The following is a 16295-nucleotide window of genomic DNA, read 5'->3' on the forward strand; positions in this document are numbered from 1 at the left end:
TTTATGGCATTTGTCTCATCGATTGATTCGTAAGATTCTTTCACACAATCTGTGCTTTGTACTCAACAAAAAACTTGGTAACCCGCCTCTTCAGTTTGAATTGCTTATTTCAAGTTGAGAGTGGGGTTAAAAGTATACGCCTATATGACAGACTTTACTGACACAACCAATACCATTGATATCTCTACACAATCGGATTTATTTGATGAGGATTCAAGTGAATTTGATGACTCGGCTGCGATGGCTGAGTCTAAGGCAGATGTGATACCAGCGGTGGACGTTGAACTAACGGGTAAGCACCTTATCGAAGCCTCAGCAGGGACTGGTAAGACTTGGACGCTAACTGGTATTGTGCTGCGCCTACTGATTGAAGCGCGGCGTGCGCCAGAACAAATCATTGCTACGACCTTTACGCGCGCCGCTGCAGCGGAGATGCGTCAGCGTATTCATGATCGTTTGGTGGATTTTTATCAACTATTGCAGTGGGTCAATAATCTGAGTGCTGATACCAATAATAAAGATATCTTGTATCCCAAAATTTTGCAGGTAACGCCTGATGGTGATGGTGTTAATGACAACGACAACAGTAACCATGACAAACCAGCAAGCACGGATTTAAATAGTGAGGCAAACGCTGAGGATCTTAATCAAGATTTTGCCCACGACAAGCAAGTGGCGATTGAAAAGCGTGCCCAAGCAAAAAAAGCGCGTGAAATTTGGTTGATAAAGCAAGCTAAATATGTGCGCTTAGATAACATCATGCAAGATCCTATTAACCTACATTTAGTGAATTATTTACTGGATCATGTGTATAGCTATCCGATGGCGGAGGCGCTACGACGCACCGCGCTGGTATTAACGACATTGGATAAACTGTTTGTGGGCACACTGGATAGCTTGGCGCAAAAATGGTTGACCGAATATAGTAGCGAGACGGGTCACCAGCAAGGCATGGCTATTATCGAAGACAGCAGTATTGAGCAGGTGACTGACAGTATTATTCACGATGAGCTGCGCCAGTTTCAAAGCCGCTTACATTACGAGCAGCCCAAACTGTATGCGCTGATGGATCAGCAAGGTAAGCTGACAGCAGTGAGCGACCATAAAAAATTTGTTTCTCGTTCGCTCAATTTTATTTCCGCACCGATTGATGAGGTAAGACTAGAGCAAAGCTTTGACTTTAATGCGTATGAGCAGCTTATTGCTGAGTTTGCACAATTAGACTTAACTGATATTCAGCCATATTTAAATCCTGATTACAGAAAGTCGCAAGGATTTCGTGGCGGTTCTAATTTAACCAAACAGTTTGACGCCCTCATTGAGGTACATCAAAAGATAGCAGAATATAAACTTGCATTTAACAGCTATTTAAATGAGCGCGAGCATAAGATTTTGACCTCATTGCAGGATGCCAGATATCCAGATGAAGATGGCAAAATTAAGAACTTCAATAAAAATAAAGAAAAAGAGCATCAGACGCTTTTTGAATTAGAGACCATTAGCAAGTTAATGGCGCTTCTAGACATGGTTGAGAGATTAAATCAGCACATTGTACTGCTATTAGCCAATCTTAACCGTCAGATTGTGCTTGCCGTACGTGATAGGCTGCCAGTGATTTTAGAAGAACGTGGTGAGACGACCTTTAGTTTGCAGATGGTGCGTTTAAACCAAGCCTTAACGGGCCGACAAGGAGATAAGCTGGCGCGTTATATTCGTCATCATTATCCAGTGGCACTGATCGATGAGTCGCAAGATATCAATGGTGAACAAGCCATTATGATTGAAAGCATTTATTTGCCAAAAAACAAACAAACACAAGAGAAAAAAGATAAGCCGTCAACGTCCAATAAAACCAATCGTGAGTTTTTGCTATTGGTTGGTGACCCAAAGCAGGCCATTTACGGGTTTCGTGGTGGCGATGTGGCCAACTATAACTATATGAAAGCCCAGTTTGACACCAGCAGCCGTTGGACGCTCGATACCAACCGTCGCTCAAATGCAGGTGTGATTCATGCACTAAACTGCTGGTTTGGCGTCCCTACAGCAACGACTGGTAACAATAAGCTGGCACAGTTAGGTAGCGGTATCTATTACCAGCATATTAAAGCAGCGCGACCTAAAAATCAGTTGTCTTGGTTTAGGTGTTTAGACATACAAGGAAGTCGCTTGGTGACTGAGGTGCTCTCGGCTCAGCCAGTAAGCGTATTGCACTTGCCTAGTGGCAAGGATATAGAACTTGAGTACGATGAGCATGAAATCACCGCGCGTCATATTGCCACTTTGCTCAGTAGTGGTCAGACACTAAAAGGCAAAGCCATCCAGCCTAGTGATATAGGCGTGCTGGCTCGTGCCAAAAAAAACTTAAAGCGGGTTGAAGACGAGTTGGTGAAACTGGGCGTACCAACCTTGACCACCAGCGATGTCAGTATCTTTGAAACGGTCATGGCAGAAGATGTGGCAGCGTTGCTTAGCGCCATGCTGTATCCATACCGTCATGACATGATTAATCGGGTGTTGACCAGTCATCTGTATGATCTAAGCATTAAAGATGTTAAAGCGATGATGACCGACCATAAGTCAGGTATTGTTGTGGCCGATAATACAACACGCGCTCATTCAAAAAACGCGTCAACGATTGATAATAAAAGAAGCTATCAAGACTTTATTACCTATCTAAAAGAAGGGGCGCAGCGTTGGCAACATTTTGGCATATTGTCGGCGCTACATTACCTGTTGGATAAAAGTCCCGTACAGCCACAAGGGGTCTGGCAATCTTTAGCGTCTCATCCAGAAGGAGATCGACACATCATGGATCTGCGTCATCTGATGGATGTATTGGCGCAGTATGGTACAGGCATGGGTGAGCATGAACTATTGGCTTGGTTTAGACAGCACATAGATGCTGCACCCAATAGTGATTGGGCCAAGCAGTATCCGCTACCGACAGAGTCTGGCGTGCAGCTTATGACTATTCATAAGTCAAAAGGACTCGAGTTTCCCATTGTCTACGTCTTGGGTATGGGCAGTGCCAGCCGAAAATCTGGGAATAAAGAAAACTATGGGTTGTATCTGTATAACGCCCAGCAAGCCCCTTCCGCCCTAGTGCAGCAATCCCTACAACATCAACTAACTGGCAATCAGCGCCGCTTCTCGCCACTACAAGGATCTGCCACCACCGACGATTACTATACTGCTATCGAGACGCAAGAGGGTTTTGAGGAGTTGCGCCGTCTTGGTTATGTGGCATTTACACGCGCCAGTGAACAGCTTTATGTGGTACTGCAAGACCCGAAAAGAAATGTGGATTCTGAGTTAAAGCCCGTGTTTTATTGGTTTGAGTCCTCAGAAGCAAATTTTGAATTGCCTAATAGGCTCAAAGGCACGATAGGCATGATCAGAGGTCACAAAGTCAATGAGTTCCATAATGACCACCATGCGAACCATGCCAACCCAGCAGGCTTAAACGATGCGACTCAGCTTACTACGATCAAACCCATGACAGAAGTTATTGAGTACGATGCTTTTTCAGAGGTTATGAAGACAAACTACTTTTATGGTTGGGCGAAGACCAGTTTTACCGCGCTCGCCCGTCAGTTGGACGAATCCACACAAGCGATGGTCATAGTGGATGAGCGTATTGATGATGCGATAGAGATCGTTACGAGAGATACGTTCGCCTCGGTTGAGCCATTATCTCATAGTAGTGAGCACCCTGAAAAAGTGGAAGGGTTAAGTCTCAAGTCTGAGGAGGATATCCGCTTTACTTTTGTTAAAGGAGCCAATGCCGGTACATTTTTACACGAGATATTTGAAAAAATTGATTTCACCAACAAGTCGCAGTGGTCTGGGGTTGTCGATAGAGCCGTTAGTAGCTATCAGCTGCCGCTGGTCTATAGCAGTGCTGAGCTGCAAAGCCGTAGATTACAAGGATACGAGGGCGGAGCAGGTGCCCTCATTGAGCCTGATTCGATAGATACGACAAAGCATGACGCGTTACTCAACTGGATTGATGAGGTGATACATGCGCCGCTATTGGCCTCCAATCAACCCTTAAGCTCTCTTAACGCAAGTCAGCGATTTGCTGAATTAGAGTTTAACATGGGGTTGTCAGAACGGTTTAAAGCTCAGGATATCAATCAGCTGTTTCAACAATACTTACCTGACGACACAGACAAGCACGTCAATCTGGTGCCACAAAATAAAACGCACTTGTATCGTTATTTACGCGGCGAAATTGACTTGGTATATGAGCACGCTGGCAAGTATTATGTCGTTGATTACAAAAGTAACTTTTTAGGAAATAGCCTAAGCAGTTATGATGAAAACACCCTTAAGCAAGCCATGTCCAAAGCAGGATATTGGTTACAAGCAGCAATTTATCAGGTGGCTTTGCATCGATTGCTCTCTATGAGAATCAGTGACTACGCCGGCAATGAAGATAAATATCTAGGCCCTGTAGAGTACGTATTTTTACGTGGCGTATATTATCCATATCCCCAAGCAGTTGATAACGTGCTACCTGATACGAGTGAGCCTAATGGTAGGGCATCACATAATGAACGCTATGGACTGGTGACTTGGGACATCCCAATTGATTTTATTAAAGGGTTAGACACGCTATTTGGCATGCCTGACTAGTAAGGGTTAAATAACGGTTCACTATCCAAAAAATATCATCTCGATTAATCAGATCAATATAGAGACAAGCATAAGATGAGTAATAATAACAACAAAAGCAAAGCAGCAATTGGTTTACAAGAAACTTGGGCCAGTAACCTTAGTGACTATATCCTATTGCGTCGTCAGCAAACGCATTCAGCATATAATGCGACAGAGGCACCAATCAATACTAATAGCGATCAAGTCGATAAAGTAGAAGACAGCAATTTATTCACGGCTTTTTTTGTTATGTTAGCGACGCATTTAGAAGAAGGGCACACGGTATTAACCGTTGAGGAAGCTGAGCACGAAGTACCACTACAAGGTCAAATCAACAATGAAGTCGTTACATTGTATGCGTGGCAGCGGCAATTATTAGAAACATTGGCAATGCCAATATTTGCGTTGATAGACGCTCAAATACACTTGCAAACAGAAGATAACGCAACAGTTGATATAGCATTATTTGCTTTGCTAGACACTTTATTTGGCAAGGGCAATCAGCTTTGGACGCAGCTGGCGCTTAGCAATCATGAAAAAGAGAGGCTAAGCAAGCGTTTTAATACGATTGTCAGCTTATATCAACTACTGAAAAATACTGACTTAAATTTTTTGATAGATTTAGTGGAACAACACGCTTTATTTGCAAATGTTGATGCTGGTGTTATTGAAGAAAATAGCCTAAGCAAAATAAACCAACCCATCATTTATAAACTAACTAATAATCAAAATATAAAAGCAGCAAAAACCATATCAATAATTTTTTGGCTACATCGCTCTTGGCAAGCAGAGTTTAACTTAGCAAAGCATATCAATAGGACTCTAGCACAAGAAGTAACCCCTCTAGCGTTATCAATACCTAACAATTTAAACGAGCAACAAGTAAAAGCCATCAACGTGGCCAATAACAATGCATTTAGTATCATCACTGGCGGTCCAGGCACGGGTAAAACTTATACGGTCGCTCAGTTGGTTATCGCACTACAAGAAGCTGCAGAGAGTAGGGACGACCAACAGGAAAACATTCGATTCAGTACAGATAGTGCGAGCCTAGCGTTAGCCGCACCAACTGGTAAAGCGGCCCAGCGAATGCAAGAGTCTTTGCAAGCCGCTTTAGACACAGCAAATGTGGCGATGCAATTGCAAGAAGCCAAGACTATCCATCGTTTGCTAGGAATCGGTCGAACGGGTAGACCGCGTTACGATGCCAATAACCCACTAGGGGAAGATATTATCATCGTTGATGAAGCATCGATGCTTGGAGTTGAGTTGGCTAATTATCTTGTAAGTGCAGTGAAACCAGGAGCAAGGCTTATCTTGTTGGGAGATGCCAATCAGTTAGCAGCCGTGGATGCAGGAGCGGTGCTGGCCGATCTATGCCGTATTCCGACATTACAGGCTGTTCATGCAGAGCTAATCGAGAGCCGTCGGTTTAGCTCAGATTCAGGCATTGGTCAGCTTGCCCATCAAATTCATGAGGTAGAGGTAGACATTCAAAAAATTTGGCAGTTACTAAAACGAGATGACGCATTGAGATTTCAATATGTAAATACGCAACAAGAAGAGACACTTATAGATAATAAAATTATAAATAGCCTAAGTAACAAAAAAACTATCCAAAAAATAACCCAAAAATACAAGCCATACATAAATAAAATTAAAAATCTTCTAAAAAATAAAATAGAAAAATCTGTGCCAGAATTAGTAAAAAGTACTATAAACTCATTAATGGTAACCTTTAACCAGTTTAGAGTCCTAAGTGCTGGCCACAATGGGGAGTGGGGTGATCACTATATCAATAACTATCTGACACAATGGCACCTTGCTGAGCTAAAACTACCGCTCGGTCAAAACACATGGTTCCATGGCCGTCCCATTATGATTCTACAAAATAACTACGAGTTAGGATTGTTCAATGGTGACATTGGCTTTTGTTTGCAAACAGGTGACGAAAGGAATCGATTAGAAGTGTTCTTTGAGAGCAAAACCCAAGGTATTGCTGTGAATTTACTCAATGAAGAGATCGTTGCCACCGCCTATGCGATGACGATTCATAAATCACAAGGGTCTGAATTTGACCATGTGGCCATTACTTTCGATAATAGTCATGCAAGATTGCTAAGCAAAGAGCTTATTTATACGGCGGTGACACGTGCTAAAAAACAAGTGACCATCTACAGCACAAAAACTGCTTTTGAAAAGGCGGTTCAGACGCCAACTGAGCGCCATACAGGCTTAGCACAACAGTTTTAGTTATTATCTTTAGTTATATTTGTTCTTCACGCAATAAAAAAGCATCCGATTTGGATGCTTTTTTAAACATAACTCGATGGAGTTAGATTTTATCTTCTTTAATTGCGTAGATACCCGGCAGGTGACGTAAGTAACCGTGGAAATCCATACCACAGCCATAGACATAACGATCCGCGACATTAATTCCTACAAAATCCACATCAAAGTCAGCAACTTTGCGATCATGTTCTTTGTTAAGTAACACACAACATTCCATAGACAATGGTTTTTCTTTACTCAGCTCTTCGACGACTGCTTTTAGCGTGATGCCTTCGTCAAAAATATCATCTATCAATAAAACATGCTCACCTTCAATGCTAACATCAGGCTTAAATTTCCAATCAAGCTCATTGGTGCCTTCATTATCACGATAGCGAGAAGCATGAATATAGTGCATACGATGGTAGAACGTCAAATGCGTTAACAACTGGCCAGCTGGGATAAGCCCGCCATTCATGACGACCATAACGATCGGATTTAGACCAGCATAATGGAGGTTGAGTTGAGCGGCAAGGCGCTCATAAGCGGCAGCAACTTCAATACTGCTGATAAGGCACTCTGAGTTGCGTAATGTTTTTTCAATTTCTTGGTTACTGATTTGGGTCATCGGGTGCGCCTTCGATAAAAAGTGCCGCTTATTTTAGCAAATTTTAGTGAATTTGCCCAACCTCATGTGATGTTTGGGATAAAATTAATCCAATTTTAAGGGTTATTCTGATTTTTCTACAATAAATGGGCGGTAGTAATCTGCTAAACGGTTCAGCGAACTATCCGGTAAGTCAGGCAACAGCTTGTTCAGTGCCATATTCATGCCTTTATCAATCGCAGATTTGGCGACTGGAACAGACTTACGCTTGATCATACCTAGCTTGAGTGTATCAGCATAGCGACTGATAAAATGAGTGAGTGTCTCTTCATTTACGGTTTCAAGCGCTTTTTTAAACTTGTCTCGGTTTACGTGCTCAGGTGTGATAGCAGCAAACCCTTCGTCAATCGTTTTTGCGTCTGCGGCAGACAGCTTAAAGCCCACACGTTTCACGCCGTCATTATCAATAAAAGTCGCCCGATCTCTTAGAAAATGAAAACTCGGAAGTACCTCTTCATTATTCTCTTTACCAAGCAAGATGTTGAGTAGGGTATCGGTCGCGCGTTCAATCGTCCCAACGATTTTACGCATGGACGCTTGTCGCTCAGGATTTGGGATAATGTCTACCAAACCAACCAATAAATTATCGGTAAGGTCACGAGCCGTCTGATGCGTCAGAGCATCACGATAAGGGTAGTAGTCTACCTGCTCATTTGAAGCAACGACTTGTTCGGCCTCACTGATCAATGTTTTTAATTTATCTGAAGGTACGAATCCAAAATAATGTGCCATTATGCTGCCTTTATTTGTTGTTTTTTATGTCTTACCAACGTTACATCCACCGTTAAATCGGTTACTATTTCAGCAGAATACCATTCAACGACTCACCACACTAGATGCTGATTAGCGATGCGCCCTAATTGTAAAATACAAGAATTTATTATTTGGTGATGGTCCTGCAAAATTTTACGATTTGTCTGATGATCGATGAGTTGAGTCACTCGTTGCACACTAATTTAGCATATTTTTCACTTTTTGATTTAAAAAGCTTGAACTTATAAGGCTACCTACTACTTGTCTAGGGAGAGATAAGATGAATAGTGCTATTGTATTATTATTCGGCGTTGCCGCTATGCTCTGCGGCTACGTGTTTTATTCAAAATTTATCGCCACCAAAATTTTGGCGTTGGATAACAGTCGTCCCACGCCAGCGCATACCATGAAAGATGGGGTAGATTATGTCCCTACCAATAAGTATGTATTATGGGGGCATCATTTTACGTCGGTGGCAGGTGCTGCACCCATTATTGGTCCTGCGATTGCTGTGATTTGGGGCTGGGTGCCTGCCATCATTTGGGTGGTATTAGGCACTATTTTTATGGCGGGCGTACATGACATGTCGGCCATTTGGGCAAGTATGCGCAATAAAGGTCAGTCGATTGGCTCTATTGCCGGTACGGTCATGGGTACACGCGTACGTAGCTTGATGATGATTGTTATCTTTTTGCTATTGCTAATGGTGAATGCGGTATTTGGCGTTGCTATTGCTAACATGATGATTAAAACGCCATCGGCTGTATTACCAGTTTGGGGCGCATTGGTGGTGGCCTTTATCATTGGGCAATGTATCTATCGCTATAAGATGAGTTTGGTTTGGGTCTCAATTATCGGCGTAAGTGCTTTATATGGACTTATCTACTTGGGTCCCATGTTCCCTATTGTCTTACCTGAGACAGTTTTGGGGTTACCTGATAATGCAGTATGGATTCTGGTTTTATTTGCCTATGCAGCGATCGCGTCTTTATTACCTGTATGGATGCTGCTACAGCCACGCGACTATATTAACGGTTTACAGTTATTTGTCGGTTTGATTTTATTATATGCTGCTATTTTTATCGCAACACCCAACATTGTCGCGCCAGCCATCAACACGGCACTGCCGGTTGGTACACCATCACTTATGCCGTTATTGTTTGTCACCATTGCTTGTGGCGCAATTTCAGGATTTCATGGCTTGGTGGCGACAGGAACGACGTCCAAACAGATTGATAAAGAAGAAGATGCCCGTTTCGTGGGTTACTTTGGGGCGTTGGGTGAAGGTATGCTGGCTCTCGGCGCGATTCTAGCAGCCACCGCAGGTTTTGCCACCCTTGGCGATTGGCAGGCGGTTTATCAAAAATTCGGCGACGGTTCTATCGGTGCCTTTATTGATGGGGGCGCTACCATATTAAATGCGGGTGTTGGTATCGACCTAGTGCTGTCACAAACTATGCTCACTGTGATGGCGGCATTGTTCGCGGGTACCACGATGGATACTGGTGTGCGTCTACAACGTTATATATTCCAAGAGTTTGGAGAGTTCTATAACCTGCCAGTATTGAGTAAGGGCGTCGTAGCAACTTTGCTTGCAGTCGGTAGCTGCCTATTATTGGCGTTTGGTGCAGGTGGTATTGACGGTGCAGGTGGCATGATTATTTGGCCACTGTTTGGTACAACCAATCAGCTGATGGCTGCCTTAACCTTGATGATCGTCACCGTCATCTTACTACGTAAAGGCAAACCTGTTTGGTACACTTTAGCACCGTTGTCATTCTTGTTAGTCATGACAGTCTTTGCGCTATTGATTCAGCTCAAAACCTTTTACACTGATGGCAATTGGTTGCTGATTATTATGGATATTATTATTCTAATCGCCACCATTTTAGTGACGTTTGAGAGTTTATCCGTACTACGCAAAGAGTGGTCGCGGCACAAAGGAAAAACCAACACGTAAAACCTGTTGAGTGCTAGCAAATAAGCATCTATCAAAAACGTCAGCAACCGCTGGCGTTTTTTGTGTCACATAGGCATGATAGACCACAAGTAATAAGGAAAACACGAGCAAGTTTATGGAAAATACCAACATGCCAAACGATGTAAAAAACGGCCCATCTTGGTGGCAAAGGTTTGTGGCTGGGCTAAATGAGTTTTATCATGCACCTTATCGCCAAACGATGGCACGCGCTGCACGTGATGAAGAAGATTTTTTTATGCTCCTCATGTTTGCTGAGAGTTTGGGGATTGATAATCCCGCCAGTTTTTATACCTTAGAATTGCAGCCGTTATTTTTAGAAAACTTCCATGAATGGCATACACGAATGGGTATGGACAGATGTCCTTTTGACCACGTTGGTTGCTGCTAGTAATCTATAGTTTGATTAAAAAATGAGATCCGAGTATGGCATTACACCCATTGCAAGCATTCGTAGAGCAACTGGCAACGCAACCAATTATATTCATCGGCGGTAAGGGAGGTGTGGGCAAAACCACGACGGCCGCTGCGCTTGCCAGCTATTATGCCAGTCAGCATCAAAAGACCTTGATTGTTTCTACCGATCCAGCACACAGTTTGGGCGATGTACTAAACGCACGTTTAAGTAATGAAAAAACGACAATCTCTCCTTATCTCGATGCCATTGAGCTAAACCCTGACATCATCGTCGATGAGCATTTTGCGCAAGTGGAACGCACCATTAAATCTTATGCCAATCCAGATATGATGCCCAAAATTCGTGAGCATATGCAGTTATCAAAGTCAGCCCCTGGTGCCCAAGAAGCGGCGATGCTCGAATCTATGTGTCAGCATTTAGTTGCGGCAGCTGATGCCAATTATGAGCATATTATTTTTGATACTGCACCAACAGGACACACTTTAAGACTACTCGTCCTACCTGAAATGATGGGCGCATGGACAGATGGACTGCTTGCACAGCAGCGGCGACAGGCCAAACTGCGCTCGGTGGCGACCCATTTGGACACTCATAATCACAAACAGATCCACCAAAAAAATAACCCGCAAACAGACAATGTGCCAAATCCGTTTGCCGCAAAAAAATCTGATCGTTGGGAGCAGGCGGTATCTGTGCTAGAAAAACGCAAACAGTTGTTTCGTCAGGCAGGATTGCTACTTCATGACCGCGCACAAACCGCAATTGTATTGGTGATGACCGCCGATGTATTACCACTGGCTGAGACCAAGCGGGCTATCAAGCAGTTAGAAGACAGTAAGCTCACACCTGCCGCGATCGTCATCAATCAGTTGATAGCACCGACGCAGTCTGATGCGTTTTGGCGGCGGCGTGCTGAGCGCCAGCAGCAACTCATGCAGGATATCGAGCGGAATTTTACCAATTATCCGCTGTATCCAATTTATTTGCAGCAAACAGACGTGCGCGGCATTGACGCCTTAAGTGCCTTATTAAGCCCAGCGTCATGACCGTTCACGACTACTCGTGAAGCTTGTGCGATTGCAACTTACCGGCAAGTGACCACGCCATGTCTGCTCGTAGCAACTGTGCTTGTTCTGACTTACCGCCACTGAGTGATGACCATTGCGGTTTTCCCCGTGCTTTTTTTAGCTCATTTGGTAGTTTATGCGTGGGCCACACAGTCATTGGATTGGCTGCTGCCTCCGCACGGTCATCTGTGGGCAATGTTTCAAGGTGATTGTTCTCGCTGTTATACAGTAGCTGTGTGGCATCGGTGGCCGCATGACCGCGATGGCGTAGGGCAGTGAGCAAGTCTAACGCCCGAGTGGCTAATAAAGTCAAGGTCGCAGGGTCAATGTATAAACGCTTTACCCCGGCCACTCTATCCGCGATACTACCGGTATTAGACAACAAGCCGCCTGCTATACCGCCTATTGCAGCGCCCAGACCTAATGTCGTACCTAGTGCGGCAGCATCAATACCCAATCCTAATAATGCACCAGCTGCCGCGCCAGACGTGGTACGAATGCCATAGCTCTTAAGAAGTTCAGGATCAAATGGGTCTTGCTGATATGCTTGTAGTTCAAGCGGGGTTGCTGCGACTGCATTATCATAAAACTTATATAAATTGAGCAAGCTATGCTGCATCGTGCGCTCGCTTTGCCGGACCGCTTCTTGCATTTGCTGTAGTACTGGCATCGGGTCGTCATCTTGATTGATTTCCCGCACATACGCCGCGACATTTAATAAAAAATCCGCAATGATAATACTAGCCTCATCATACAACTGCGCCCAATTTTCAGTACGGCGCGCCATCAGCTGCTCAAGCATCTCCGAGTGAGTGAGCATAGTGGCAAGGTTTTGCCACAATCGCATTTCATCTGAAAACTCAAAAGCCACGGAATCAAAACGCGTGGAGATGTGTAAATTACGTCTTGCCAGCATTGTCTGCCAGTCTTCAATATTGGCATCCTGACTGTCCGTAAAATTAAACACGGGCATAACAGGTATGGCGGCCCAAGACAAAATCGCCAACTCATCTTTATATTTACCGAGTACAGGTTCACGCGCATCGACGACATAGATGGCCATGTCACTGGCTAGTAATTGGCGAATCACTTTGGCTTCTTGGCTATAATCATAATCTTGTAAGTCCTCACCTACAGAGGTATCACTATTGTCTGCACTTTGCGCGATATCTGCTGCCAAAAACTGCTGCAAGCGTTCAATACCATCACGGCGACTAGCGGTATTGTCTTCAAGCCAATCCATGAGTCCAGAGGCATCCTCTAAACCAGGCGTATCGTATAATGCCACCAGCACTTCGCCCGTTTGACTGTCTGTCAGTTTTGCTTGCTCCACATGGCGCGTGGTTGCTGCTTCGTTTTTTACTTCACCAAAATACACATCGCGTAATAAGGTACGAAGTAGGGAGGTTTTACCGGTATTGGTATGACCAACGACGGCCAGTTTAAGTGCCTCGCCACTGGCAATGGTTTTTTTAGATACGGTATGCCGAGGCTCGGCTGGTTTGTTTAATGATACGGATTCATCCGTAGTAATCGCTTGATTCGATTGAGGGGCTGTCTGATTTTTTGCATCAGATGTTCTCTTATAAGCCTTATCCGCAAAGAGCCCGACTGACTTATTGCTCGCGTGGTTGTCTTTTTTATCATTATTCATAATAGAATCTTATGTCACTAATTAGGGGCTGTATAGAATTCAAATCAGCGGCAACCAAATAAAAAAACAAGCTAGTATGATCGCAGCCCGTAACTGTCTTTAAGCTTATCATAACCTGAATTCGGGATAAGCCAGTGCTTAAGTTGTCGATACTATTTGCATAATTGTTATCTGATCTTATAAAGTCATGCTTTTGACAGTAGTTTATAGAGAAGTCTGCTTTCAAAGACTTAGCTGGTCTTCAAGAGTAATAGAGTATATCAATACTATCAGCAGCTTAATGAATCACTTATCCCGAACTGGGGTTATAACTGTCATTTTGTCTCCTCCTTTACCATCGCTCTAAATCTATCGGAAAAGTCAGGTAAAACGGAACGCACTGTAATCCACGGAGAGAGGGAGGCCACACCCATTGGATCTTCACAAAACTCAGCTGCAGCTTCTTTGATAGCCTCTTCAAAAGCTTCGACTGCCCTTATCTCATTTTGGCGGTTGTACGCAAGGGCATTTATCTTACTGAGTGCATTGTACTTTGAAATCTCAATACGCGACTGCTGGTAGTATGAAGCAAGGAGTGTTTTAAAAGAGGCTTCTGAAAAAACCACTCCCTCTTGAGCTAAAATTCTAAAAAGAGTTTTAGCTATATCGTTTGCCATCTTGTAAATGCCACCACCTTCACTTTTTGAGCCTAAGTCTTGATGTTTATGCTCATAACTCTCCATGATTTCTGTTTGACAGATACGACGGCTTGAGGTGTTGTTATAAACTTCTGAGAGTGTTGAAACCTCAAGCCCCCAAGTAGGAGAAATCGCAATACCACGGCCAAGAGAGCGGATAAATGCGAACTCTCCAGAGAGGGCATAACGAAAACTCTGCATATACTCCAAGTAGTGGTTTGAGCCAAAAGTAATCTTGAGTGCTTTTATGAGCGGTGTATAAAAAAGACGGGTCACACGACCGTGGAGCTTGTTTGTAACGCGAGAGTAATAGCCTTTGTTAAACTCAAAATCGAGTCCTGGGTGTACTATGGGGTAAAAAAGCCGTGCAACAAGCGCTCGTGAGTAGTTTACTATGTCACAATCATGCAGGGCAAAAGCATAGTTATCTTGATTTGTGAGACCATAACCTATCATCGTCCAGACATTACGACCTTTTCCTGGCGTGTCTAAACCAGGAAAACCCTCATCTGTAAGCTCTTTATATATCTTTTTTACGTTTGGACCATCGTTCCAAAGTACCTCAACACTACATTCCAAAACGCTCATACGCTTCTTTACTTCTAAAAACTGCTCCTCAGTTGCACCGTCGAGTCCAAGTATAATTTTATAGAGATACTTCACGTTTTTAAGCTCATCAATAATAGTCTGCATCGCTGGCGTTTCAAACTCTGAGTAGAGAGCGGGAAGCAAAAGCACCATATTTCTGCGTTTTGAAAACTGCAATAATTCTTCTTCTATACTTTCTAAGGAGCGATTTCCCACATTTTGTAGTGTTGTTATAACACCGTTTTGAAAAAAATCTGACATCTTATTCTCCCTTTAGATGTTATCTCATATGACTAGACTGCCATGATTTTTCAAAACCTCGCAGTGACAGCAAGTGTCATTGCAAGCGAAGCGCGGCACTCTAACCTTCACGGTTACCTTTTATTATTATCGTTACATCTATCCTATTTGTGCCCCTACAGTCTTATGTTTAGGGGGTTACCATATTTCTTGCTACCTACATTTAAAATGTTTACTTTAAGCTAGCAGTATTTTGAGATGAATTTTTTAGCAAAGACGCCTCAAGTGCATCGGCAAATATCTCTCTTGCAAGCGCTTTAGAGTCCATCAAATATCTCCAGTATAGAGCTATTCCAACCTTTTGGTCCTGGGTAGTCTGCTCTTTTTATATCTGCGTTTCCTATGGCACTAAAAGAGCCATCATAGAGAGGAACTAAAACACCAATATCTGCTTTTTTTATCATAGTAAAGTCATTTGCACTATCACCAAGGGCTATCTTGGTGCACTTTTGGTTGTAATACTCTTCATACATGTGAGCAAGTGTAAGCATGGCATTTGCTTTGTCTTGTAGGAGTGAGACAAGGTGCAAAAATCTTCCCCCTTTTACTATATCAAAGCCCTCTTCATTTGCCTCTTTTTTAAGAGCCTCAAGCTCTCTTTCGTCTTGCATCAAAAAAGGCTCACTAAAGTCGCGTTTCATGGCATTTAGGCTCTCTTCTCTTGGCAGACCTGTATGCTGTATTACTTCATCAACACTCATATCTCCAAAACCTTTTATAGAGTAGCTCCGTTTCATTTGTGTGAAAAAAAGTCTCAGTTCTATGTAGGAGTGCGCCTTAGAGAATTTTATCCACTCCTCTTTAAACGCCACCTCTTTTGCAAGTACACACTCTGAGGGCACAAATATCCCAGCACCATTCTCAACGATAAAAGGCTGCCGCATGCCTAACTCTTTTTGAAGCACTACTACTTCACTAAAGGTTTTGCTCGTAGCGATAATGAGAGGAATTGAGCGATATTTTAAAAGTGCTAAGGCCTCTTTTGCAGGAGCGAAACTATAATCCTGGTGATTGAGTAATGTTCCATCTAAATCGGTAAATACAAGATATCTCTTCTTCATAGCAGTATGATACAACACAATTATTTGTCATGGTCGACCTATTTCAGATCACTTCTTAGCGGTTTTTATTGACATAAACGCAGTCAAAAATGCCATGGGATCTCTCATGACATCCAGCATTTTAGAACAACCCTTTGAGCAATTAGTTTATGGATTAATAACTTGGGGTTATTACAACTTAGATTAGGGGCGGTATAGAATT

General features: G+C 43.3%; 10 protein-coding genes and 1 pseudogene. 6 read left to right on the forward strand and 5 right to left on the reverse strand.

Features of this window, described 5'->3' with window-relative positions; genetic code table 11:
* From DVY93_RS07385 to recD, 3 genes and pseudogenes are all read left to right on the forward strand, one after another.
* Nucleotides 1–118 (forward strand): annotated as a pseudogene (locus DVY93_RS07385) (IS982 family transposase); the annotation flags it as partial.
* 26 nt (nucleotides 119–144) lie between these two features.
* Nucleotides 145–4638: a UvrD-helicase domain-containing protein gene (locus DVY93_RS07390; protein WP_230710032.1), complete on the forward strand. Its 4494-nt coding sequence runs from the start codon at nucleotides 145–147 to the stop codon at nucleotides 4636–4638.
* Nucleotides 4639–4713: 75 nt separating this feature from the next.
* The gene (recD, locus tag DVY93_RS07395) at nucleotides 4714–6912 is read left to right on the forward strand and encodes an exodeoxyribonuclease V subunit alpha (RefSeq protein ID WP_230710033.1); all 2199 of its coding nucleotides are present in this window, start codon (nucleotides 4714–4716) and stop codon (nucleotides 6910–6912) included.
* Between the two features lie 82 nt (nucleotides 6913–6994).
* On the opposite strand, the gene DVY93_RS07400 is transcribed toward recD, so the two are convergent.
* Together DVY93_RS07400 and DVY93_RS07405 are read right to left on the reverse strand one after the other, a co-directional pair.
* Nucleotides 6995–7558, reverse strand: coding sequence for a hypoxanthine-guanine phosphoribosyltransferase (locus DVY93_RS07400; protein WP_193004953.1), 564 nt, complete (start codon nucleotides 7556–7558; stop codon nucleotides 6995–6997).
* Nucleotides 7559–7660: 102 nt separating this feature from the next.
* On the reverse strand, nucleotides 7661–8329 hold the full coding sequence (locus DVY93_RS07405; protein ID WP_198333561.1) for a hypothetical protein: 669 nt from the start codon (nucleotides 8327–8329) through the stop codon (nucleotides 7661–7663).
* A gap of 301 nt (nucleotides 8330–8630) precedes the next feature.
* Between DVY93_RS07405 and DVY93_RS07410 the strand changes: the two genes are divergently transcribed.
* The 3 genes from DVY93_RS07410 (at nucleotide 8631) to DVY93_RS07420 (ending at nucleotide 11792) form a co-directional block, all read left to right on the forward strand.
* On the forward strand, nucleotides 8631–10310 hold the full coding sequence (locus tag DVY93_RS07410; protein WP_193004955.1) for a carbon starvation CstA family protein: 1680 nt from the start codon (nucleotides 8631–8633) through the stop codon (nucleotides 10308–10310).
* A gap of 115 nt (nucleotides 10311–10425) precedes the next feature.
* Complete coding sequence (locus tag DVY93_RS07415; RefSeq protein ID WP_230710035.1) at nucleotides 10426–10719, forward strand: cory-CC-star protein; 294 nt, start codon at nucleotides 10426–10428, stop codon at nucleotides 10717–10719.
* Nucleotides 10720–10754: 35 nt separating this feature from the next.
* Nucleotides 10755–11792, forward strand: coding sequence for an ArsA family ATPase (locus DVY93_RS07420; RefSeq protein WP_230710038.1), 1038 nt, complete (start codon nucleotides 10755–10757; stop codon nucleotides 11790–11792).
* A 10-nt stretch (nucleotides 11793–11802) separates the two neighbouring features.
* Here DVY93_RS07420 and DVY93_RS07425 read toward each other — a convergent pair whose 3' ends face one another.
* From DVY93_RS07425 to DVY93_RS07435, 3 genes are all read right to left on the reverse strand, one after another.
* Nucleotides 11803–13467: a DUF3482 domain-containing protein gene (locus DVY93_RS07425; RefSeq protein WP_230710040.1), complete on the reverse strand. Its 1665-nt coding sequence runs from the start codon at nucleotides 13465–13467 to the stop codon at nucleotides 11803–11805.
* Between the two features lie 314 nt (nucleotides 13468–13781).
* Nucleotides 13782–14993 carry a glycosyl transferase gene (locus DVY93_RS07430; RefSeq protein WP_230710042.1) on the reverse strand — a complete coding sequence of 404 codons (1212 nt, stop codon included), beginning with the start codon at nucleotides 14991–14993 and terminating at the stop codon, nucleotides 13782–13784.
* Between the two features lie 296 nt (nucleotides 14994–15289).
* A complete protein-coding gene (locus DVY93_RS07435) occupies nucleotides 15290–16111 on the reverse strand; it encodes an HAD-IIB family hydrolase (RefSeq protein ID WP_230710044.1) in 822 nt (273 codons plus the stop codon).
* Nucleotides 16112–16295: the final 184 nt, after the last annotated feature.

The sequence above is a fragment of the Psychrobacter sp. CCUG 69069 genome (assembly GCF_021023115.1).
GTDB classification, from domain to species: Bacteria; Pseudomonadota; Gammaproteobacteria; order Pseudomonadales; family Moraxellaceae; genus Psychrobacter; species Psychrobacter namhaensis.